The sequence below is a fragment of the Gemmobacter aquaticus genome (assembly GCF_007859075.1).
Classification (GTDB): domain Bacteria; phylum Pseudomonadota; class Alphaproteobacteria; order Rhodobacterales; family Rhodobacteraceae; genus Gemmobacter; species Gemmobacter aquaticus.
Genome location: NZ_VOAK01000021.1, coordinates 161,321 through 183,655 on the forward strand (window position 1 = coordinate 161,321; position 22,335 = coordinate 183,655).

Below are 22,335 nucleotides of genomic sequence, written 5' to 3' on the forward strand. Positions count from 1 at the left end.
GCTTCAGCCCGCGCGCTTGGCCTCGATCACTTCCCAGATGCGGGCGGCGGTATTGGTTCCATCGAACCGCTCAAGCTCCTGGATGCCGGTGGGCGAGGTCACGTTGATCTCGGTCAGCCAGTCGCCGATCACATCAATGCCAACGAAAACCTGCCCCTTTTCCTTCAGCACCGGGCCGATGGTGCGGCAAATCTCAAGGTCACGCTCTGTCAGGCCCACCGGCTCAGGGCGGCCACCGACATGCATGTTCGACCGCGTCTCACCGGCCTGCGGCACGCGGTTGATGGCGCCAACGGGCTCACCATCCACAAGGATCACCCGCTTGTCGCCCTTGGCCACCGCCGGCAGGAACTTCTGCACGATCATCGGCTCACGGCTCATCGAGGTGAACAACTCGTGCAGCGAGGCAAGGTTGCGGTCATTCGGGTCCAGCCGGAACACACCCGCCCCGCCGTTGCCGTAGAGAGGCTTCAGGATGATGTCGCCATGCCGCGCCTTGAAATCACGGATCGTTTTCAGATCGCGCGCGATGGCGGTGGGGGGCGTCAGATGCGGGAAGCGCAGGACCAGAAGTTTTTCGGGGCTGTTCCTGACCCAGAAGGGATCGTTCACCACCAGTGTTTTCGGATGGATCATCTCAAGCAGGTGGGTGGTGGTGATATAGCCCATGTCGAAGGGTGGGTCCTGCCGCAGCCAGACCACATCGAATTCTCCCAGATCGACGTCGGTTTCAGGGCCATAGGTCACATGGTTGCCCTGCTCGCGACGCACCTCTATCGGGAAGCCGCGCGCCATGACCCGGCCTTCGACAAAGGCCAGATGGTCGGGCGTGTAGAAGAACAGCTCATGCCCGCGGGCCTGCGCCTCTAGCGCGATGCGAAAGCTGCTGTCGGCGTTGATGTTCACCGACCCGATCGGGTCCATCTGGAACGCAACCTTTAGACGCATGTCATATCCCCTGTGCTAGCGCCCCTTCCTGCCAAAGCGCGGCGGGCGATGCAATCACGCAGCAAAGGCGTTCTCAAGGATTTCGACCGAGCCACATGCGTCGACAAGCGCGACGTCGAACCTGGCAGGGGTGAGTTGCCCCTGCGGCTCATGCCCCAGAAACTCGGCTGCGGCGCTGGCGATCCGCGCCATCTGCCGCATGTCAAGCCGTTCGGCCGCCTGGGCATGGGTGGCGCTGCACTTCACCTCGATGAAGACGACCGTCGCACCGTCACGCGCGATCAGGTCGATCTCGCCCCCCTTGCCGCGCCAGCGACGGGCGGCGATGTGCAACCCCGCCCGCCCATAGTGGCGCGCGACCGCCTCTTCTGCCGCGACCCCGGCATGGTACGATGTCACCCCGCGCGCCTTGCGCATCACTCCTCCATCAACTTTAACGCGCGCTGGTAAACCTCGCGGCGCGGCAGGCCCAGTGCCTCGGCCACAAGGCCGGCTGCATCCTTGACACGGTGCTCGCGCATCGCGTTGCGCAGGGCGGTGTCCAGATCCTCGGCGGCGGCGGGCCGGTCGGGGGCCCGGCCGATCAGCACGACGATCTCACCCTTCACCTCACGATCTTCCAGTTCGATGCGCAACTCTGCCAGCGTCCCGCGCAGCGTCTCTTCGAATCGCTTGGTCAGTTCCCGGCAGATGACCACCTGCCGGGTCTCTTCGATATGGTCGGCCAGTTCCCCTAACAACTTGTTAAGGCGCTTTGGGCTTTCGTAAAGAATCACCGTCGCCTCCTGCCGGGCGATCCCGGCAAGGAACGTCCCGCGCGCCGCACCGGACGAGGGTGGAAAGCCCGCAAACAGGAATCGGTCGGACGGCAGGCCCGAAACGGTCAGCGCCGCCAGCACGGCCGAGGGTCCGGGCGCGGCCAGCACCGGATGCCCCGCCCCGATTGCCGCGCGCGCAAGTTCGAACCCCGGGTCAGAGATCAAGGGCGTTCCGGCCTCGGATGCATAGGCCACCGATTTGCCCTCGGCGATTGTCGCCATCAGCCGGGTGATCACCCCCTCGCCGCTGTGGTCATGCAGGGCAACCAGTGGCCGGCTGTTCACCGGAATGCCGTGGATCTCCATCAGGTGACGCAGGGTGCGGGTGTCTTCCGCCGCCAGCACATCGGCCGAGGCAAGGATATCCAGCGCCCGCAAGGTGATATCTCGCGCCGCCCCGATGGGCGTGGCCACAAAATGCACGCCGGCAACCAGCGGCCCGAGCCTTGGCCTCATCTCGCTCATTGCCCGTAACCCCTTCGCTGGCAAGTTTACTTCCTTCATCCGTCTGCGTATTCTCGGCCCTGACCGTCACGCCGACGAGGATGAGGAAGCCCGATGTTCTCTGTTTTTGACAGGGCCCGCAAGACGCTGGGCCGTGCCACCGCTGCGCTGACCGCGCTGATACTCGCCGCTTGCGTCCCGGCAGGGGGTCCCGGAGGCGGCGGGCCATCGGTCCGGCCGGGCGAAACGGTGCAGGTGGCCCTGCTGGTGCCCTCGGGGTCGGGACAGGCGACTGACGAATTCATGGCCCGCAGCATGCAGAATGCGGCGCGGCTTGCGATCTCTGACCTGGGTGGCCAGCGGATTGATCTGCGTGTCTACCCGACCGGCGCAAGCCCGGCGATGGCGAGCTCGCAGGCGATCAAGGCGGTGGACGAAGGCGCCAAGATCATCCTCGGCCCGCTGTATGCGCAAGAAGCGAATGCCGCAGGTGTGGCTGTCGCCAGCCGTGGCGTGAATGTGCTGGCATTGTCCAACAACGCCGACATCGCCGGGGGCAATGTCTTCATCCTCGGCCCGACCTTCAGCAATATCGCAGAACAGCTGGCCCGCTATGCCGTCTCGCAGGGCAAGGGCCGGGCGCTGATTGTCCACGGTCAGGGCATCGCTGGTGAGGCAGGGCGCGACGCGCTGCAGGCCGGCATCAGCCGCGCCGGAGGGGACATCGCCGGGATCGAGGGCTATGAGGTGTCGCAAAACGGCATCGTCGCCGCGACCCCCCGCATCGTGGCACGCGCCCGCGACACCAGCGCGCAGTCGATCTTCATGACCGCGAACCTTGATGCCGACCTGCCATTGCTGACGCAACTGCTGCGCGACAACGGCATCGCACCGCCCTCGACCGCCTTTGTCGGCCTGGGACGCTGGGATACGCAGACGCAGGCCCTGACCCTGCCGGGCCTGCAGGGCGGCTGGTTTGCGCTGCCTGATCCGGCGCTCTACAACCAGTTCGTCGCACGCTATCAGGCGGCCTACGGCGAGGCGCCGCACGCGACTGCCGGGCTGGCATATGACGGGATCGCCGCGATCGGGGCGCTTCTCAACCGCGGGGGCAACAATCCGCTCTCGGCCAATGCGCTGACGCAGGGTTCGGGCTTTGCGGGGGTGAACGGCATCTTCCGTCTGCGGCGTGATGGCACCAACGAGCGCGGACTGGCAATTGCGACCATCCGGAACAACCAGATGGTCATCCTTGAACCCGCCCCGCGCAGCTTCCGCGGCGCCGGGTTCTGATCTCAGCGCCCCGGAGTTACCGCAGTTGCACCGCGCCGCCGTTTCTGCCCATGATTTGCTGATGCCGGGGGTCGAGATCATCGACCCCCGTGCGCTTTATGCCGCCATCACCGATGCGATCGCCGCCGAGCCGGATCCCCGCAATGGCCGGGCCATCGCCGTGCGCGAGATGGCGCGCGTCAAGAACGCCGCGAATGCCCTGCTGGCGGAGGCCTTCAAGGAAAGGCCACTTGAAGCGCGGGCGCTGACCCGGACGCAAAGCTATCTGACCGATGGTCTGGTGACGGTGGCTTTCGATCTGGCGCGCAATCATTTTCATCCCCTGCCAAATCCGACCGAATCCGAAAGGTTGAGCGTGCTGGCCGTGGGCGGCTACGGCCGCGCCGAGATGGCGCCACATTCCGATGTGGACCTGCTGTTCCTGACACCCTGGAAGGTCACGCCCTGGGCCGAAAGCGTGATCGAGACCATGCTCTACATGCTGTGGGATCTGAAGCTGAAGGTCGGCCACAGCTCGCGCACGGTGCGCGACTGCATCCGTCTGGGGCGAGAGGACATCACCATTCGCACGGCGCTTCTGGAAAGCCGCTTCATCGCGGGCGAGCAGCGATTGGCGCGCGAGCTGGATGACGCGCTGTGGAACGAGCTTTTCCGCAATTCCGGCCCCGAATTCATCGAAGCCAAGCTCAAGGAGCGGGCCGAACGGCATCGTCGGCAGGGTGGCCAGCGCTATGTGCTGGAGCCGAATGTGAAGGAAGGCAAGGGCGGGCTGCGCGACCTGCAGACGCTGTACTGGATCGGCAAGTACCTGAACCGGGTGTCCGACCCTGCCGGCCTTGTGACGGCGGGCCTCTTTACCCAAGAGGAATTCGATACGTTCAACCGTGCCGAGAACTTTCTCTGGGCCGTGCGCGGGCATCTCCACTACATCTGCAAGCGTCCGATGGACCAGCTGACCTTTGATCTTCAGGTCGAGGTTGCCTCTCGCATGGGCTATCACGACAGCGGCGGCAGGCGCGCGGTCGAGGTGTTCATGCAGGACTACTTCCGCCACGCAACCCGCGTGGGCGAGCTGACCCGCGTTTTCCTGACCCAGCTTGAGGCCCGCCACGCCAAGCCCGAGGCGGCGCTGATTGGGATGTTCCGCCGCAAGAAGAAGGTCCTGCCGATTTTCCGCGTGGTGCAAGGCCGGATCGACATTGCCGACACCCGCAAGTTCCTTGCCGACAAGCTGAACCTGCTGCGGGTCTTTGAAGAGGCACTGCGCACCGGCTATCTGATCCACCCCAACATCATGCGGATCATCGCGGCCAACCTGCATCTGATCGATGACGACATGCGCGACGACCCCGAGGCGCAGCGCATCTTCCTCGATCTGATGCTGAAGCATGGCAACCCGGAACGCGCACTCCGCCGCATGAACGAACTGGGCGTGCTGGGCGCCTTCATCCCCGAGTTCGAGCCGATCGTCGCGATGATGCAGTTCAACGTCTATCACCATTTCACGGTGGACGAGCACATCATCCAGTGCATCTCGACCCTGGCCCAGATCGAACGCGGCGAACTGGTCGAGGAATTGCCGCTCACCTCGGGCATCCTGAAAGAGGGCGTCAGCCGCAGGGTGATCTATGTCGCACTCCTCTTGCACGACATCGGCAAGGGTCGTCCTGAGGATCACTCGATCCTTGGTGCTCAGATCGCCCGCCGCGTGGCGCCGCGCCTTGGTCTGAATGAGGAGGAATGCGAGACGGTCGAGTGGCTGGTCCGCTATCACCTTCTGATGTCAGACATGGCGCAAAAGCGCGATATCGGCGATCCGCGCACGGTGCGCGACTTTGCCAAGGCGGTAAAGACGCGCAAGCGGCTTGATCTGTTGACGGTGCTGACGGTCTGCGACATCCGCGGCGTTGGTCCGGGGACATGGAACAACTGGAAGGCGCAGCTGATCCGGCAGCTCTATCAGCAGACAGCCGAGGCGCTGGACGGCGGGCTGGAGAACGTCAACCGCGAGCGGCGCGAGAACGAGGCCAAGCGCATGCTGCGCGAGGCGCTGCCTGACTGGGATGCGCGCGACCTGCGGACCGAGCTGGGCCGCCACTACGCCCCCTACTGGCAGGGTCTGATGACCGACACGCAGGCCACCTTTGCCCGCATGCTGCGCGACCTGCCCGACAACGAGATCCGCATCGACCTGCACCCTGATCCCGCGCGTGATGCGACACGGGCCTGCTTTGCGCTGGCCGACCATCCCGGCATCTTCTCGCGGCTTGCCGGTGCACTCGCGCTTGTCGGCGCCAACGTGGTCGACGCCCGGACCTATACCTCGAAAGACGGCTATGCCACGGCCGTCTTCTGGGTTCAGGACAGCGATGGCCACCCCTACGAGGTGACGCGCCTGCCGCGGCTGAGCCAGATGATCGACAAGACGCTGAAGGGCCAGGTGCTGCCCCGCGCCGCCCTTGCCGACCGCGACAAGGTGAAAAAGCGCGAACGCGAGTTTCGCTTTCCGACCCATATCACCTTCGACAACGAAGGGTCGGAAATCTACACGATCATCGAGGTCGATACCCGCGACCGCCCCGGCCTGCTCTATGATCTGACACGCACGCTGGCTGCGAACAACATCTACATCGCCAGCGCCGTGATCGCGACCTTTGGCGCACAGGTGGTGGATGCCTTCTACGTGAAGGACATGTTCGGCTTGAAGCTGCACCAGAAAAACCGGCAGGACGCGCTGGAAAAGAAACTGCGCCAGGCAATCGTCGAGGGCGCCGAACGGGCGCAGGCCTAAGGACCGGACATGAGCAAGGGGCTGATCCGCAATGTCGTGACGCTTGGCGGCTGGACATTGCTCTCGCGCGGCGCGGGCTTCGCGCGCGACGTGATGATGGCGAACTATCTGGGCGCGGGACCGATGTCGGATGCGTTCTTTGTCGCGCAATCCCTGCCCAACATGTTCCGACGGTTCTTTGCCGAAGGCGCCTTCAACCAGGCCTTCGTGCCGCTTTTTGCCAAAAAGGCCGAAGCCGGCGAGGACGCGCAGGCCTTTGCGCAGGACGCCTTCAATGGCATGACGGCGCTGCTTGTCGTCTTCTCGATCATCGGAACGCTGGCGATGCCGCTTCTGGTGTGGATGATGGCCGCCGGCTTTGCCGGGGATGACCGCTTTGATCTGGCCGTAACCTATGGCGAGATCGGCTTTTCCTACATCCTGTTCATCAGCCTTGTTGCACTCCTGTCTGGTGTTCTGGTCACCAAGGGGCGCTTTACCGAGGCCGGGTTCGTGCCGGTCCTGATGAACCTTGCCTTCATCGCGTCCATGCTGCTGGCCGACTGGCGTGGCTGGAACATGGGGCTGACGCTGGCCTGGACGCTGCCGCTGACGGGCGTTCTGCAATTCGGCTTCACATGGTTTGCCGCACGTGCGGCGGGGCATACCTTCACCCTCGGGCGACCGCGCTGGACACCGGATCTGAAACGGCTCGCGATCATCGCGGGGCCCGCGATCCTTGCGGGCGGGGTGGTGCAGATCAACCTGCTGGTCGGTCGACAGGTGGCATCCTTTACCGAGGGCGCCGTGGCCTGGATGTCCTATGCTGACCGGCTATATCAACTGCCGCTTGGCGTCGTCGGCATCGCCATCGGAACGGCGCTGCTGCCTGATCTCAGCCGCCGACTGCGCGCGGGCGATGCCGAGGGCGGACGGGCGTCCTTTAACCGGGGGGCCGAGTTCGCGCTCGCGCTCACCCTGCCCGCGGCGGTTGCGTTGGTGGTTATCGCCATGCCGCTTATACAGGTGCTGTTCCAGCGTGGCGCTTTTGGCGCGGATGACACGGCCAATACCGCGCTGGTTCTGGCCGCCTATGGGCTCGGCCTGCCCGCCTTTGTGCTGCACAAGGTTCTGCAGCCACTCTACTACGCGCGCGAGGATACGCGGCGACCGTTCAAGTTCGCCGTCTGGTCGATGGTCGTGAACGCGGCCTTTGCCATTGGGATGATGCCGGTGATGGGCTTTGTCGCCGCAGCGCTCGCCACCTCGGTTTCCGGCTGGACGATGGTCTGGCAGTTGTGGCGCGGATCGCGTGGCATGGACGATGCGGCCCGGTTTGACGACCGTTTCAAGCAGCGCCTGCCACGGATCATCCTCGCCGCCCTCGTGATGGGGGTCGTGCTGTGGGGTATGACCGTCCTGCTTGGCCCCGCACTCGATGTTGCGCGCTGGCGCTGGATGGCACTGGCTGCGCTGGTCTTCGGCGGGATGCTCTCGTACTTCGGCGCCGGAACCCTGTTCGGGGCATTCCGACTGGCCGAGTTCAAGGCGCTGATGCGCCGCCGTCGCGATACGGATGCGGGCTGATCAGGGTTTCGGCCGGTCGTCGTAGTCGGTTGTCAGGATGCGGTTCGCATCACCCTGTGGGTCATCGAATTGCCCCTTCTTCAGCGCCCAGAAGAAGGCGGCAAGTCCAATGCCCCCCAGAAACAGGGAAATCGGGATCAGGATGGTCAGGATTTCCATGGATCAGCGCAGCCTCAACGCGTTCAGCGTGACAGAGATGGAAGAGAGCGACATCGCAAGCGCCGCCGCCAGTGGGGTCGCCGCCCCCACCAGTGCCAGAGGCACCGCAACGACGTTATAAGCCGCCGAGATCGCGAAGTTTTCCTTGATGCGACTTGCCGATTGGCGGGCGATGCGCGCGGCATCGCCGATGGGGGCCATGTCTTGCCCCAGAAGCACGATGTCGGATGCGGTACGCGCAGCCTCCAGCGCGGTCGCGGGCGAGATTGAGACATGGGCTGCGGCCAGCGCCGCAGTGTCATTGAGCCCGTCCCCCACCATCAGCACACACCGCCCCTGCGCCGTCAGATCGGCCACCATCGCGGCCTTTTCAGCGGGCAGCGCGCCTGCGGTGTAGTCGAGGATGCCCAGCCGTGCCGCCAGCGCGGCAACCGCACCTTCGGTATCACCGGAAATCAGGCGGATCTGTTTGCCCTGCCGCCGCAACTCGGCGATCGCCTCGGCCGCGCCGGGGCGCAGACTGTCGGTGAAGGTAAAGGCATGCGGCGCGCCATCCCCCATGCAGAGCCAAGTCGCGGTCACACCCAGATCGGTCTCTGCCCCGCACCACCCGGCCCGACCCAGTCGAACCCGGCGACCATGCCAGGTGCCCTCGACGCCATAGCCCGGCACCTCGGTCAGATCGGCGACCGTCTCGGGGCGCAGCCCTGCCGCACGCGCGCCCAGAACCAGAGCCTGCGCCAGCGGATGTGACGAGCCCTCGGCCAGCGCCATCGCAAGCTCGGCGGCCTGCCGGGGGTGATCGCCCAGATTGGTCAGTTCCGGCACACCCATCGTCAACGTCCCGGTCTTGTCAAAGACGACGGTATCCACCTCGGCCAGGCGCTCCAGCGCCGTGCCCTGCTTGATCAGAAGCCCCTTGCGGAACAGTTTGCCGCTTGCGGCTGTGACCACCGCCGGAACGGCAAGGCCAAGCGCGCAGGGGCAGGTGATGATCAGCACCGCAGCTGAGATGTTCACCGCATAGCGGATGTCGCCGCCCGTCGCCCACATCCAGTACCCGAAGGCCGAGAAGGACAGCAAATGCACCAGAGGCGAATAAAGGCGTGAGGCGCGTTCCGCGAGGCTCGTGTAGCGGGTCTTGGCGCTTTCGGCCACCGCAACCAGATCGGCCATGCGGTGCAGGCTCGAATCGCGACCCGCCGCCGTCACGCGCAGGGTCAGCGGCCCGGTCAGGTTCACTTCGCCCGCGCTCACGATGCTGTCGGGGCCGGCCCATGCAGGCAGGCTTTCCCCTGTCAGAAGCGAGCGGTCGATCTCGGACGTGCCCTCAACCACCACACCGTCGACCGGCATCCGCCCGCCGGGGCGCACGCGCACAAGATCGCCGGGGCGGATTTCCGAAATGGGGGTGATGACCTCGGCCCCGTCCCGCAGGACAGCGGCGCGCGGCACCTCGAGCGCGGCCAGTTCCTCGGCGGCCGAACGCGCCACGGCACGGGTGCGGTGATCGAGATACCGCCCGAGCAGCAGGAAGAACGCAAGCATAACGGCCGCGTCAAAATAGGCGTGATGACCCGAATGAATCGTCTCGAAGACCGAGATGGACGAGGCGAGGATCAGCGCGAGGCTGATCGGCACGTCCATGCCCAGCCGTCCGGCCCGCAGGCTGGCCCAAGCCGAGCGGAAGAACGGCTGGCCCGCAAAGACCACGGTGGGCAGCGCAATCGCCCCGGAAATCCAGTGGAACATGTCGCGCGTCGCATCCTCGGCCCCCGACCAGACGGCGACCGACAGAAGCATGACGTTCATCATGGAAAAGAACGCCACGCCAAGCCGCATCAGCAGATCACGGCCCTGCTTGTCGGTTTCGGTCGCGGACAGAAGGCCGGGGTCAAGCTCATGCGCCTCGTATCCGACGCCCTCCAGAACCCCGGCCAGCATGTCGGCATCAACCTCGGGTGATGCATCGACCGACACACGCTTCATCGTCAGGTTCACGCGTGCCGAATGAACCCCTGGCACTGCGGCCAGTGCGTTCTCGACCGTGGAGATGCAGGCCGCGCAATGCGCCGTCGGGATAGACAGCACGAGCCGCGCATCCTTTGCCGAAGCAAGCGCAGCAAGCCGCTCGGCTGAGGGCGCGGCCACACAGGCCGGGCAGGCCGAAACCGCCGTCACGCCATCGCCTTCGGCCAGCAGCGGCCCCTGGACAGTCGCCATGCTCTTAGCCCTTCACGAACAGGTCTATACGTTGCTGGAAGCGCGTGCCATCCTCGGCCTGCGCCTTGACCTGCAGCATCCACTTCCCCGGCGCGAGATCCAGCGGCGCGACGAGCCTGCCCGCCTCACGCACGAACTCGGGCCGCTGGTCCTCGTTGGACGATGTCGTGCGACCCACAAGCACCTCAAGCCCGTTTACCTGAACCGGCAGCCCCGCGCGGTCGGTGAAGGTCAGAAACAGGCCCTCGCCTGCGACATACTCATGCTGAAGCGTCCAACCCAAGGCATCTTGCGCATCGCGGGCGGCCTCGAACTCCTGCGAGGCGACGTAGGAATTCTTCACCTCCAGCCCCGGAAAGGTGGACACAGCCTGCCAAGCCATCACCACATTGACCGCGATGATCACCGCGAATGCGCCCGCCGTTACCAGAAAGACCTGCCGCCCCGTGATCTCTGCCATGATCTTTTCCTTTCCTCCGTTGGCCGGGCGACGGTGCGCCGCGCGGGCCACGGTTATTTTCCGGCGCCGTTGAAGACCGTGTCGTGATAGGTCCGCGCCTCTTTGCTGCCGGGCGTCGTCACCGCCTCGGAAACCCAGATGCGGACATCGGTGCGCGCAGACTGCGCGGCCTCGGATCCGGCCTCCGCCTCAATATAAAGGCGGGCGGACAGCGTGTCATTCGCCGGTACGCGCACGACATTGCCCTCGGCCCCCTCGACCTTCATCGTCACATGCGAACCAGAGGTCACCGTCAGTGCGTAGTCGTGATCCGATCCCAGCTTGTTGCGCAAACGGACATCATAGGCATTGCGGATCGTGCCGTCCGAGAGCGTAACAAACAGCGGGTTGCGAATGGGCGAGACGTTCATGTCGATATCCGACCGCAGGAACAGCGCCACGATCAGACCGATGCCGACGCCGCCCCAAAGCACGGTGTAGAGCACGGTGCGCGGGCGGAAGACATGTTTCCAGATCGATTTCGGGGGCATCCCGGCGCGCTCGCGCGTCTCATCGGTCAGCGCCAGATAGTCGATCAGGCCGCGGGGCTTGCCCACCTTGTCCATGATGTCGTTGCAGGCGTCGATGCACAAGCCGCAGGTGATGCAGGCCATCTGCTGACCATCGCGGATATCGATCCCCATCGGACAGACGTTGACGCAAGCCATGCAGTCGATGCAATCGCCCAACTCATCCGCGCCATCGGCCTTGCGGTGCTTGCCGCGCGGCTCGCCCCGCCATTCGCGATAGGCGATGGTCAGCGTATCCTCATCCATCATCGCCGCCTGAATCCGCGGCCAGGGGCAAGCGTAGATGCAGACCTGTTCGCGGAAAAAGCCGCCAAAGGCAAAGGTGGTGGCCGTCAGGATCGCGATGGTGGTGTAGGCGACCGGATGGGCCTGCCCGGTCAGCAGGTTGCTGAGCAGCGTCGGCGCATCGGTGAAGTAGAAAACCCAGGCCCCGCCCGTCGCAAGGCCGATCAGCAGCCACAGCGTCCATTTGATCGCGCGCTTGCGGATCTTTTCACCATCCCAGGCTTGACGATGCAGGCGCAGACGGGCGTTGCGATCCCCTTCGACCCAGCGCTCCACGAGGATCATCAGATCGGTCCACACAGTCTGCGGGCAGGCATAACCGCACCAGACCCGCCCCGCCGCCGAGGTGAACAGAAAGAGCCCGAGCCCCGCCATGATCAGAAGCCCGGCCACAAAGTAGAATTCGTGCGGCCAGATCTCGATCATGAAGAAGAAAAAGCGTCGATGCGCCAGATCAACCAGAATCGCCTGATCGGGCAGTTCCGGCCCACGATCCCAGCGAATCCAGGGCGCGATGTAATAGGCGCCCAGCATGAGGGCCATAAGCCACCACTTCAGGGTTCGGAAGGTGCCCTTCACCCGCTTGGGGAAAACCGGCTCGCGCGCGGCGTAAAGGGACGGCTGGCTATCTTGGCTGGACACGGAGGCACTCCGGCTGACGTTCTGGCGCTTGGTCTGGCGTGATATGCAGGCAGGGAACGCACCCTGCCTTGACCTGTATCAAAAATCGCATCGCCGATACATCTAAGCCATGCGTCAAAGTGCCCGCCAAGGGCTTTGATAACCATTGCCATGGCCCACCCACGCCTTTGACCGCCCGCCGGCGGGCTGTCATGCTGCGACGCAGGGTCGCGGGAGGGTGGCCCGACAAGGGGGGAAGCATGGCAGACAAACGCAGCGTCGCACGGTCCGAGGAATTCAGCGCCGCTGAAATCGGTGCGCTCGCGCACCTTTACCGTGGCGAGGTCTATCGCTCGACCGTCTGGCGCACGCGGCTGGACACGACGACGAACTGGAGCGTGGTGACGCTTGGGGTGGCGCTTTCGATCACTTTCAGTTCACCCGGCGCCTCTCCGCTGCCGCTGATCCTTGTCGGCGTGCTGATCCTGCTTTTCCTTTCGCTTGAGGCCCGGCGCTATCGATACTTCAACGTCTGGCGGGCGCGGGCGCGCTGGATCGAGACGCATTTCTATGTGCCCATGCTGCGCGATGGCGATCTGCACACCGAAGAAGACTGGCAGCGCGTTCTGGCTGAAGACTACCGCACGCCGCAATATCACGTCAGCTACATGACTGCCGTCGCTCGCCGCATCCGGTCAAACTATCTGTGGATCCTGCTCATTCAGGCGTTGGCCTATGTGGGCAAGCTGATGGTCCATCCGGGTGCGGTATCGGGTTGGGATGAATTCGTCAGCCGCGCCGATGTCGGTCCGGTGCCGGGCGAGGTCATGCTGCTTGCGGGTCTGGTCTACATCGCAATCTGGGGCGGTCTTGCCGCTTGGGTGACGATTGAGGACCAGCGACGGGGCCGCAGGCGCGGGCAAGGCAGCTCCATGGGATGAAAGAAGGCACCGCTACCCCCAGGAAACGCGCGAACAGGATGGGGCGGCGGTGCCATGTCCAGCTTTGGGCCCGGACACATGAAACATAGACAGCCCGTGCTGCCACCACCTTGACCTGAATCAAGCGCGGGGCGGCACGGGCGGAAAAAACCCTGTGCCAGACTGTCGCAGCACCCAGCGGGTAAAGGCTTTGACGGCGGCGCGTTGCGGACCGGGCCGCGTCACCAGAAAATAACCCTCCTTGTCCGGGTCCTCCATCAACAGGCGCAGCCGGCCTGCCGCCAGATCACCCTCGACAAAGGCGCGCGCAACCACGGCCACCCCCTGCCCGTCGCGGGCGGCATCCAGCATCAGGTTGCCGGGAAGCGAGATGATCGCCGCCCCCTTGCGCCGCGTGAGGCCATTGCCATCCAAAAATGTGCTGGCCTCATTGGTGCCCAGTTCCTGCAACCATGGCAGTCCTGCCAGATGCGAGAGATCAGCAGCACGGTCTGCCGGCACCAGAGAGGGAGCGGCCACAACAACGATCGACGAGCGCAGGATCAACTGGGCATCAAGCCCCGGCCAGCCACCGTTGCCGTAGCGCAGGCCCACATCGGCCTCGCGACCGATCTCGCGCATCTCGGGGGCCGGATCGATGGCAATGTCGATCGCCGGATGATGTGCGCGGAAGTCCGGCAGGCGCGGCATCAGCCAGCCGGCAGCAAAGGAGGGTGTGGTCGTTATGCGCAGCGGCGCCGTTTCATCGGCGCCCGTGATCTGCGCAATGGTCGTGGCGATCTGCGAGAACCCTTGGCTCAGCGCCTCGGCGAGCCGCTGGCCGTCGGCGGTCAGTGTCAATCTGCGGCCACCACGGTCAACCAGCGCCACCCCAAGCTCGCCCTCAAGTGCCCGGATCTGTTGCGAGATCGCGGCGTGCGTCACACCAATCCGCACGCCCGCCTGTTCCAGCGAACGCGCCTCGGCAAAGGCCGCAAAGGCCCTGAGGGCAGAGAGCGAGGGAAAGCGCCGCCAGTCCATTGTGTAACTTCACCTTACATTTTGCAAGAATCGCTGAGTCGATATCGGCACGATATCAATGCATACATAGGCTATCGAAGATCGAAAGGAGAATACGATGTTAGCCCTGATTGCACAGAGCCTGATGATTGCCAGCCGGATGGCACCGCAGGATGCCCGGCATGACGATACGCGGAAGCGCTGAGACCATGGTGGCAGAACAGTAAAGGCCCCCGGACATCATCCGGGGGCCTTCGAATTTTCAGGGACTGCAGGCTTGCAGAGATTACTCGCCGCCACCCAGGCTATGGACATAGACCGCAACGGCGCGAATCTCATCCTCGGTCAGGCGGGTATTCCAGTTCGGCATCACACCGAAACGGGCCTTGGTCACGGTTTCGGTCAGCGCCGCCCGGTCCCCACCAAACAGCCAGACAGCGTCGGTCAGGTTCGGCGCGCCCTGCGCCCGATCACCGGTTCCGTCTTCCATGTGGCAGGCGGTGCAGTTGTCGGTGAAGACCGTGGCACCAGCCGCGGCGCGGGTGGCGTCATGCTCCTGGCCCGAAAGCTGCAGCACATATTCCACCACATCCCCGATCTGCGTGGCATCCAGCAAACCGTCGGTCCCGAAGGCCGGCATCTGCGAATAGCGCGCATCCGCATCGTCGGTGTTGCGGATCCCGTGGGTGATGGTGGTGTGGATCGACTCCATGTCGCCGCCCCACAGCCAGTCATCGTCCAGAAGGTTCGGGAAGCCGACGTTCCCGGCTGCACCCGCGCCGTGGCACTGGGCGCACCAGGTCTTGAACACGGCCGATCCAGCGGATTTGGCATAGGGGCCAAGTTCCGGATCGGCTGCAATCGCGTTCAGGTCGGCAGCGGTGAGCTTGGCCTTGATCGGGGCGTTCGCCTCGTCATAGCGCTTGATCTCGTCGCTGACAGCCAGGCGGGTATCACCGGCGGATTCGGTGCCCACGATCCCTTGTGTCGCCCGCGAGATCATCGGCCATGCCGGATAGTAGATCGAATAGCCGATCGCCCAGATGATGGTCAGGTAGAACGTCCACAGCCACCAGCGCGGCATCGGATTGTCGAATTCCTGAATGCCGTCCCACTCATGGCCGGTGGTGCCCACCTCGCCGGGTTTCTTCACTTGCTTGGCGCACATGATCACGCCTCCTTCTTGTTGCGGGCCGGCTCCGCAAGGTCGGGCGCCGGGCGCCGTTCATTGCGGAAGATCGAGTTGGCGGCATCGTCCTGAAGTTTCCGGCTGCCCGGGCGATAGGCAAAGAGCACGATCGCCACAAACAGAACGGTCATCAGGATCAGCACCCAGCTGTCTGCGAGCTGGCGGAGGAAGGAATAGGTATCCATGCCTGCCCCCTTACCGGTCCGGGTCTGGCTGGAAGGTCGAGAAGTCGACCATCGTCCCCAGAACCTGAAGATAGGCGATCAGCGCGTCCATCTCGGTCAGAGCGGGCTGACCATCGAAGTTGCGCACCTGCGCCTTGGGATAGCGGGCCAGCAGCCCCTCGGTGTCAGCGTTGGGATCCGCCTGGGCCACGAAATCGGCCTGCGCATTCTCCATCGCCTCATCCGAGTAGGGCACACCAACCAGCCGGTTTGCGGCCATGCTGTCCGCGATATGATCGGCAGTGATCACATTGCCCATCAGATACTCGTACTTGGGCATCACCGATTCAGGCACCACGGATTGCGGACTGATCAGGTGCTGCACGTGCCATTCGTCCGAATAGCGGCCACCGACCCGCGCGATATCGGGTCCCGTGCGTTTCGAACCCCACTGGAACGGGTGGTCGTACATCGACTCCGCCGCCAGCGAGTAATGGCCATAGCGTTCAACCTCGTCCCGCATGGGGCGGATCATCTGGCTGTGGCAGACGTAGCAACCCTCGCGGATGTAGATCTCGCGCCCCGCAAGCTCCAGCGGGGAATAGGGCCGCACGCCTTCAACCTCTTCGATGACGTTTTCAAGGTAGAACAGCGGCACGATCTGCACGAGCCCGCCAATGGTCACCACCAGAAGTGACAGCACCATTAGCAGCGTGGCGTGGGTTTCGATTGCCTTGTGTTTGTCGAGGAATGCCATTCTGTGCCCCTCCTTCACTCTGCCGGAACGGCCGCAGGTTGCGCCGCCCGAGAGGGCTGCGCACGCACGGTCATCCAAAGGTTGTAGCACATGATCAGCGCCCCGATCACGAACAGCTGGCCGCCGACGGCGCGCACCACATACATCGGGAACTTGGCGGCCACCGTGTCGGCGAATGCGTTCACAAGGAAGCCATTCGCATCGACCTCACGCCACATCAGACCTTCCATGATGCCGGTCACCCACATCGAGGCGGCATAGAGAACGATCCCGATGGTCGCGAGCCAGAAGTGCCAGCTGACCAGACGCAGCGAGTACAGCCCATCACGGTTCCACAGACGCGGCACCAGGAAGTAAAGCGCCCCGAAGGTGATCATGCCGTTCCAGCCAAGCGCGCCGGAATGGACGTGGCCGATGGTCCAGTCGGTGTAGTGCGACAGCGAGTTCACGGCCTTGATCGACATCATCGGGCCTTCGAAGGTCGACATGCCATAGAAGCCGATGGACACCACCATCATCCGGATCACCGGGTCGGTGCGCAGCTTGTCCCATGCACCCGACAGCGTCATCAGGCCGTTGATCATCCCGCCCCAGGACGGCATCCACAGCATGATCGAGAACACCATGCCCAGCGTCTGCGCCCAGTCGGGCAGAGCCGTGAAGTGCAGGTGGTGCGGACCAGCCCAGATGTAGAGGAAGATCAGAGCCCAGAAGTGGATGATCGACAGCTTGTAGCTATAGACCGGGCGTTCAGCCTGCTTGGGCACGAAGTAGTACATCATGCCAAGGAAGCCTGCGGTCAGGAAGAAGCCCACGGCGTTGTGCCCGTACCACCATTGCGTCATGGCATCCTGCACACCCGAGAAGGCCGAGACCGACTTGGACGAGAAGATACTCACCGGGATGGCAAGGTTGTTGACGATGTGAAGCATCGCCACGGTCAGGATCATCGACAGAAGGAACCAGTTTGCCACATAGATATGCGGCTCCTTGCGCTTGATCAGCGTGCCCATGAACGTCAGCAGGAACGCCACCCAGACCACCGCGATCCAGAGGTCGATGTACCAGACGGTTTCGGCGTATTCCTTGCCTTGCGTGCCCCCGAGAATGTACGAGGTCGCGGCAAGGACGATCATCAGCTGCCAGCCCCAGAACACGAACCAGCCCAGATTGCCGCCCCACAGCCGCGTCGCGCAGGTGCGCTGCACGATGTAGAAGGCCGACATGATCAGCGCATTGCCACCAAAGGCAAAGATCACCGCCGAGGTGTGCAGCGGACGCAGGCGCCCGAAGTTCAGGATGCCCTCGACACCCGGAATGTTCAGCGACGGGAAGGCCAGCTGAAAGGCGATGAAGTCGCCGACCAGAAAGCCCACGACGCCCCAGAAGGCGGTCGCGATCACGCCGGCGCGCACGACACCGTCGTTGTATTCATTGGCAGAAGCCACGACCTTCGGCTCATACATGCCGCGTGCCACCACGATGAACGTGGCAGCCGCCGCAAGCATGATGACGATCGCGTTCACCAGATAGGCAGGGTCGAGCGCCCGGTTCGCCGCGATCGCGGCCAGCACCGCAACCAGGCCGAGCACGACCAATTTAACGTAATCCCACATTTTGCGTCCCTTCGTCATTGCCCGTTCCGCCCCGTTCACACGAGTCGGCCGGACACTTTTCGACCCGTTCGCTTTCGCAGAATGTGCGAAAAGCTACTTTGATCCATATCAATGCAGTGATGGGTGTGGTTTGATCGAGGTCAATGCGTCACAATGGCCGCGCCTATAGCCTCCTGTCACATGTTCATGCCCCGGAAAGGCTAGCAGATGGCATATAAAACCCTAACCACAATCGTCACGTCTGATGACGATAACGCCCGTGCGGCGGTAGATGCTGCGGGACGGGTCGCATTGGCGCTTGATGCGCATCTTGATGTGCTTGCACTCGGCGTTGACCGGACGCAGGCGGGATACTCTTACATAGGCGGTGGTGCCGTCATGCTGCAGGTCGCCATGGAGAAGGCCGAGGCTGACGCCCGAACGGCCGAGGCGGCCGCGCGCGCCACCCTGTCATCCGCGCCGGTCGATCTGCGCTGGTCGCTGGAAAGTGCCGTGGCGCAGGTTGGAGCGCTTGGTGAACTGGTGGCGCTACGGGCGCGGTTTGCCGACCTGGTCGTGTTGCCACGCCCCTACGGCAAGGGCCGCGGGGTCGAGGCAGAGGCGGTCATCGAATCCGCACTTTTCGAGGGTCAGGCCCCGGTGCTGGTTCTGCCGGAATCAGGTGCCATGACAAAGCTGCCCGAACGGGTGGTCATCGGCTGGAATCAGAGTCGCGAGGCAATGGTCGCCGTGCGCCGCGCCCTGCCGCTGCTTCAGGCTGCACAACTGGTCAACATCGCGGTGATCGATCCGCCACAGCACGGGCCGGAACGGTCGGACCCCGGCGGGATGCTGTGCCAGATGCTGGTGCGTCATGGCGTCAAGGCCGAGGTTTCGGTTCTGGCGCGGTCAATGCCGCGCATCTCGGACGTGCTCAGCCGACATGTTCGCGACATGAACGCGGATCTTCTGGTGATGGGCGCCTATGGCCACTCGCGCTTCCGCGAAGCCATTCTGGGCGGCGCCACCCGCAACATGCTGGAAATGGCCGAAGTGCCGGTGCTGATGGCGCATTGATACCGACCGGCGTGCCGGATGCTTACTCCGGCACGCCGCCATCACTGTCGTCACCCGCCTCTTCCATCAGCCGTTCCAGATCGGGGATGGTGACGTGACGCTTGCCATCAAGGATGATGACGCCATCGCGCTTGAGCGCGGAGATCTGGCGGCTGACCGTCTCAAGCGTCAGGCCCAGATAATCGGCCATCTCTTCGCGCGTCAGCGGCAGATCAAAGACCAGCTGCCCCTTGGGCGCGCGCAGGCGTAGCGTGGCATCGCGTCGGGCGATGATGGCGAGCAGCGAGGCGATCTTTTCCCGCGCGGTCTTGCGGCCCAGAAGCAGCATCCATTCGCGTGCCGCATCCAGTTCGTCCAGCGTCATCTCCAACAAGCGTTGCGCGACATGCGGGGTGCTCAGCATAAGTTCTTCAAACGGGCGCTTGCGGAAGCAGCACATCACCAGATCAGTGGTCGCGGTGACGTCATAGGCGGCCGTCGCGCGGCCCGGCCTTCCGACAAAGTCCGACGGCAGCAGCAGACCCACCATCTGGCGGCGACCGTCTTCAAGTGTCTGCGTGAGCGTGGCGATGCCCGAGACGACCGAGGCGACAAAATCCATCCGGTCACCTGACCAGATCACCGTCTGTCCCGCCTGATAGGACCGGTAGTACTTGATCTGCTCCAGCTTGTGCAGCTCAGCCGCATCGCAGCGCGAGCAGACCGCCCGGTGCCGGATGGGACATTCGACGCACTCATGGTGCTCGTGCTGCATGTCATGCATGGGGGCTCGATCTTCCTGGCTTGATCTTAATCAAAGCGTTCGCGCGGATACGCATTAAACCTACCCGCATGGAACAGGAATCGCAACTCGCCCGTCTGGGGCTATTCGACGCGCGCGTGCCGCGCTACACCAGCTATCCGACGGCACCGCATTTCAACAACGCGGTCGATCCGGCGCTTTTTGCAAGCTGGATAGAGGCCATCCCAACGGGGTCGGCCATATCGCTCTACGTCCATGTGCCGTTCTGCCGCAGACTGTGCTGGTTCTGCGCCTGTCGCACGCAGGGTACATCGACGGACGAACCCGTGATCGCTTACGTCGAAACCCTGAAGGCCGAGCTGGAGGTTCTGCGCCGCCATCTCCCCGCAGGGGTGCGGCTTGCGCGGCTGCACTGGGGCGGTGGCACGCCCACGCTGTTGTCGCCGGGTTTGATTGGCGATCTGGCGGGAAGCATTCTGGATGTCGTCCCGCTGGCGGAGGGGGCGGAGTTCTCTGTCGAGATCGACCCCGATGAAGTTGACGCCGCACGGCTTGACGCGCTGACCGCTGCGGGCATGAATCGTGCCTCGATCGGGGTGCAGGACTTTGATCCCGAGATCCAGAAGACCATCGGGCGAATCCAGCCCTATGAGTTGACACGCGATGTCGTGGACATGATCCGTGATCGCGGTGTGAAAAGCCTGAACGCCGACATACTCTACGGTCTGCCCTATCAGACGCCGGCGCGCATCACCGACAGCGTGCAGAAGCTGCTCAGCCTCTCGCCCGACCGGGTTGCGCTCTATGGCTATGCCCATGTGCCGTGGATGAGCCGACGCCAGCAAATGATCCCCTCGGACACGATTCCGACCCCGCAAGAACGCCTGCGCCTGTTTGAGACCGCCGCGCGCCTGTTTCAGTGGGATGGCTATGATGCGATCGGGATCGACCATTTTGCCCGCCCGGATGACGGGCTGGCGGTTGCTGCCCGCACCGGGCACCTGCGGCGCAACTTCCAGGGCTATACCGATGACACGGCCCCGGTCCTTGTGGGACTCGGCGCCTCGTCGATCTCGCGATTTCCTCAAGGCTTCGCGCAAAACGCATCCGTCACCTCGCAATACGTCAAGGGCGTGCGCGAAGGGCGGTTCACCACCCACCGCGGCCATGTCTTCGGCGGTGAAGACATCCTGCGCGCCCGCATCATCGAGGCACTGATGTGCGACTTCCGCGTGAACCGGGCCGAGCTGACGCGCGACTTCGGCGCAACCGATGCGCAACTCGACAGCCTGTTCGCCAGGGCGATGGCGCAATTCGGCACCGTCCTTCGTCAGGACACCGGGGGCCTGTCCATCCCGCCAGAGGCACGGCCTTTGACCCGCATGATCGCCCGCGCCTTTGATGCCTACGATCAGACCAAGGCGCAGCACTCAGCCGCGATCTGAGGGGATCCGCGCGGGTCACGCCCGCGCGGGACCATAGCTTTCGACCCAGTCGATCATCTGCGGGAGGCATACGCCTTGCAGGTCATAACGGCTGACAATCGTTTCGCGCGCCGCCCGGCGCAGGTCGGTGAACCGTTCCGGGCGCGCCAGCGCCTTGGTCAACAGTTTCGACCAGCCCTCGACATCGAAGAAATCGATCAGCCGCCCGTTGACTCCGTCCTCGATCAGCTCCTGCACCGGGGCGGTGCGCGAGCCGACAACAAGGCAGCCCGCGCTCATTGCTTCGAGCATCGACCAGCTGAGGACGAAGGGATAGGTCAGATAGGCATGTACCCGGCTGACCTGCAGGATCGAGGTGAAGGTGGGATAGGGCACCTTGCCCAGGAAATGCACGCGAGAGAGATCAATCCGGTCGCGGACCTCGTTCAGGATGAGGTCCTTCCAGCCCTTGCCGCCCTGCGGCGTGCGGCCATAGCTGACCTCGTCGCCCCCGACGATCACAACCTGCGCCTCTGGTCGTTCGGCCAGCACCGCAGGCAGGGCTCGCATGAAGATGTGGTAGCCGCGATAGGGCTCCAGATTGCGGTTCACAAAGGTCAGAACCTCGTCACCCGCCTTCAGCACGCGGCCATCAGGCAGTGTCAGCGTGGCCGCGGGGTTCGGTTTGACAAGCTCGGTATCGACGCCGTCGAAGATCACCTTGATGCTGTCGCGCAAGAGCGGCGGATGGGTCGAGGCTTGCCACTTCGTTGGCGAAAGGGCGCCATCGGCGTGCAGCACCGACTGCCCCAGATGAGCGGCGCGGCCCTGTGCGATCATCACCTGATCAAAGGTGTAGGGATCGAATTCGGTATCGAAGCCCACATCGGCCCCGCGGCCCTTGTAGTAGAATTCGGAATAGACCAGCAGCTTCGCTTCGGGCCAGACCTCTTTCAGGAACAGCGTCTCACCCCAGCCGGAATGGCCGAAGATGACGTCGGGTACATAGCCCTGTTCCCGCAATTGGAGGCAGGCGCGGGCAACGGTCACGCCCCGGTCGCTCATCTGCGTGAAATTGCGGCCAAGGCGCGTGGCCTTGGGGTCCGGCATCTCGGTCTTGTGCCGGTAGCGCATCACCGGAATCGGCGACGCCCGGTTGTTCCCGGCATCGGTCAGCGCGCGACAATCATGGCCGCGCGCCTGCATGGCAGGGGCAAGATGCAGAAACTGGCCGGGAAAATTCTGGTGAACGAAAAGCAGCTTCATCAAT

20 protein-coding genes are annotated in these 22,335 nt (G+C 63.9%); 6 read left to right on the forward strand and 14 right to left on the reverse strand.

Going from position 1 to position 22,335, the window contains the following annotated elements:
- Window positions 1–3: 3 nt before the first annotated feature.
- From gshB to rsmI, 3 genes are read right to left on the reverse strand one after another with little or no spacing between them, the layout of a single operon-like run.
- Entirely contained in the window at window positions 4–948 is a 945-nt protein-coding gene (gene gshB, locus FQU74_RS12490; protein ID WP_146286803.1) for a glutathione synthase, read from the reverse strand.
- Between the two features lie 54 nt (window positions 949–1,002).
- Window positions 1,003–1,365: a YraN family protein gene (locus FQU74_RS12495; protein ID WP_146286804.1), complete on the reverse strand. Its 363-nt coding sequence runs from the start codon at window positions 1,363–1,365 to the stop codon at window positions 1,003–1,005.
- Complete coding sequence (gene rsmI, locus FQU74_RS12500) at window positions 1,365–2,231, reverse strand: 16S rRNA (cytidine(1402)-2'-O)-methyltransferase (protein WP_229704380.1); 867 nt, start codon at window positions 2,229–2,231, stop codon at window positions 1,365–1,367. The genes FQU74_RS12495 and rsmI overlap by 1 nt, the downstream gene beginning before the upstream one ends.
- A gap of 93 nt (window positions 2,232–2,324) precedes the next feature.
- On the opposite strand from rsmI, the gene FQU74_RS12505 reads away from it, so the two are divergent.
- From FQU74_RS12505 to murJ, 3 genes are all read left to right on the forward strand, one after another.
- Complete coding sequence (locus FQU74_RS12505) at window positions 2,325–3,503, forward strand: penicillin-binding protein activator (protein ID WP_146286805.1); 1,179 nt, start codon at window positions 2,325–2,327, stop codon at window positions 3,501–3,503.
- Between the two features lie 61 nt (window positions 3,504–3,564).
- Window positions 3,565–6,294 (forward strand): [protein-PII] uridylyltransferase, encoded by a 2,730-nt coding sequence (locus FQU74_RS12510; RefSeq protein WP_229704381.1) that lies wholly within the window; start codon window positions 3,565–3,567, stop codon window positions 6,292–6,294.
- Between the two features lie 9 nt (window positions 6,295–6,303).
- Window positions 6,304–7,860 (forward strand): murein biosynthesis integral membrane protein MurJ, encoded by a 1,557-nt coding sequence (gene murJ, locus FQU74_RS12515; protein WP_146286807.1) that lies wholly within the window; start codon window positions 6,304–6,306, stop codon window positions 7,858–7,860.
- Here the strand turns inward: murJ and ccoS are convergent, their stop codons facing one another.
- Genes ccoS through ccoG form a run of 4 tightly spaced genes read right to left on the reverse strand, consistent with a single transcriptional unit; the run spans window position 7,861 to window position 12,198 of the window.
- Entirely contained in the window at window positions 7,861–8,019 is a 159-nt protein-coding gene (gene ccoS, locus FQU74_RS12520; RefSeq protein ID WP_146286808.1) for a cbb3-type cytochrome oxidase assembly protein CcoS, read from the reverse strand.
- A gap of 3 nt (window positions 8,020–8,022) precedes the next feature.
- Complete coding sequence (locus FQU74_RS12525; protein ID WP_146286809.1) at window positions 8,023–10,242, reverse strand: heavy metal translocating P-type ATPase; 2,220 nt, start codon at window positions 10,240–10,242, stop codon at window positions 8,023–8,025.
- 4 nt (window positions 10,243–10,246) lie between these two features.
- Window positions 10,247–10,702 carry a FixH family protein gene (locus FQU74_RS12530; RefSeq protein WP_146286810.1) on the reverse strand — a complete coding sequence of 152 codons (456 nt, stop codon included), beginning with the start codon at window positions 10,700–10,702 and terminating at the stop codon, window positions 10,247–10,249.
- A gap of 53 nt (window positions 10,703–10,755) precedes the next feature.
- Entirely contained in the window at window positions 10,756–12,198 is a 1,443-nt protein-coding gene (ccoG, locus tag FQU74_RS12535; protein WP_146286811.1) for a cytochrome c oxidase accessory protein CcoG, read from the reverse strand.
- A 239-nt stretch (window positions 12,199–12,437) separates the two neighbouring features.
- On the opposite strand from ccoG, the gene FQU74_RS12540 reads away from it, so the two are divergent.
- Complete coding sequence (locus tag FQU74_RS12540) at window positions 12,438–13,118, forward strand: DUF2270 domain-containing protein (RefSeq protein WP_146286812.1); 681 nt, start codon at window positions 12,438–12,440, stop codon at window positions 13,116–13,118.
- 120 nt (window positions 13,119–13,238) lie between these two features.
- Here FQU74_RS12540 and FQU74_RS12545 read toward each other — a convergent pair whose 3' ends face one another.
- From FQU74_RS12545 to ccoN, 5 genes are all read right to left on the reverse strand, one after another.
- Window positions 13,239–14,138, reverse strand: a complete 900-nt coding sequence (locus FQU74_RS12545) for a LysR family transcriptional regulator (RefSeq protein ID WP_146286813.1) — start codon at window positions 14,136–14,138, stop codon at window positions 13,239–13,241.
- Between the two features lie 265 nt (window positions 14,139–14,403).
- Complete coding sequence (ccoP, locus tag FQU74_RS12550; protein WP_146286814.1) at window positions 14,404–15,285, reverse strand: cytochrome-c oxidase, cbb3-type subunit III; 882 nt, start codon at window positions 15,283–15,285, stop codon at window positions 14,404–14,406.
- Window positions 15,286–15,287: 2 nt separating this feature from the next.
- Complete coding sequence (locus tag FQU74_RS12555) at window positions 15,288–15,491, reverse strand: cbb3-type cytochrome c oxidase subunit 3 (RefSeq protein ID WP_146286815.1); 204 nt, start codon at window positions 15,489–15,491, stop codon at window positions 15,288–15,290.
- A 10-nt stretch (window positions 15,492–15,501) separates the two neighbouring features.
- A complete protein-coding gene (gene ccoO, locus FQU74_RS12560) occupies window positions 15,502–16,227 on the reverse strand; it encodes a cytochrome-c oxidase, cbb3-type subunit II (protein ID WP_146286816.1) in 726 nt (241 codons plus the stop codon).
- Between the two features lie 14 nt (window positions 16,228–16,241).
- A complete protein-coding gene (gene ccoN / locus FQU74_RS12565) occupies window positions 16,242–17,843 on the reverse strand; it encodes a cytochrome-c oxidase, cbb3-type subunit I (protein ID WP_146286920.1) in 1,602 nt (533 codons plus the stop codon).
- 207 nt (window positions 17,844–18,050) lie between these two features.
- On the opposite strand from ccoN, the gene FQU74_RS12570 reads away from it, so the two are divergent.
- The gene (locus FQU74_RS12570) at window positions 18,051–18,899 is read left to right on the forward strand and encodes a universal stress protein (protein WP_146286817.1); all 849 of its coding nucleotides are present in this window, start codon (window positions 18,051–18,053) and stop codon (window positions 18,897–18,899) included.
- 22 nt (window positions 18,900–18,921) lie between these two features.
- Here the strand turns inward: FQU74_RS12570 and fnrL are convergent, their stop codons facing one another.
- A complete protein-coding gene (fnrL, locus tag FQU74_RS12575) occupies window positions 18,922–19,662 on the reverse strand; it encodes a transcriptional regulator FnrL (RefSeq protein ID WP_146286818.1) in 741 nt (246 codons plus the stop codon).
- 68 nt (window positions 19,663–19,730) lie between these two features.
- Between fnrL and hemN the strand changes: the two genes are divergently transcribed.
- Window positions 19,731–21,086, forward strand: coding sequence for an oxygen-independent coproporphyrinogen III oxidase (gene hemN / locus FQU74_RS12580; RefSeq protein WP_146286819.1), 1,356 nt, complete (start codon window positions 19,731–19,733; stop codon window positions 21,084–21,086).
- A gap of 15 nt (window positions 21,087–21,101) precedes the next feature.
- Here hemN and FQU74_RS12585 read toward each other — a convergent pair whose 3' ends face one another.
- Entirely contained in the window at window positions 21,102–22,331 is a 1,230-nt protein-coding gene (locus tag FQU74_RS12585; RefSeq protein ID WP_146286820.1) for a glycosyltransferase family 4 protein, read from the reverse strand.
- Between the last annotated feature and the right edge of the window lie 4 nt (window positions 22,332–22,335).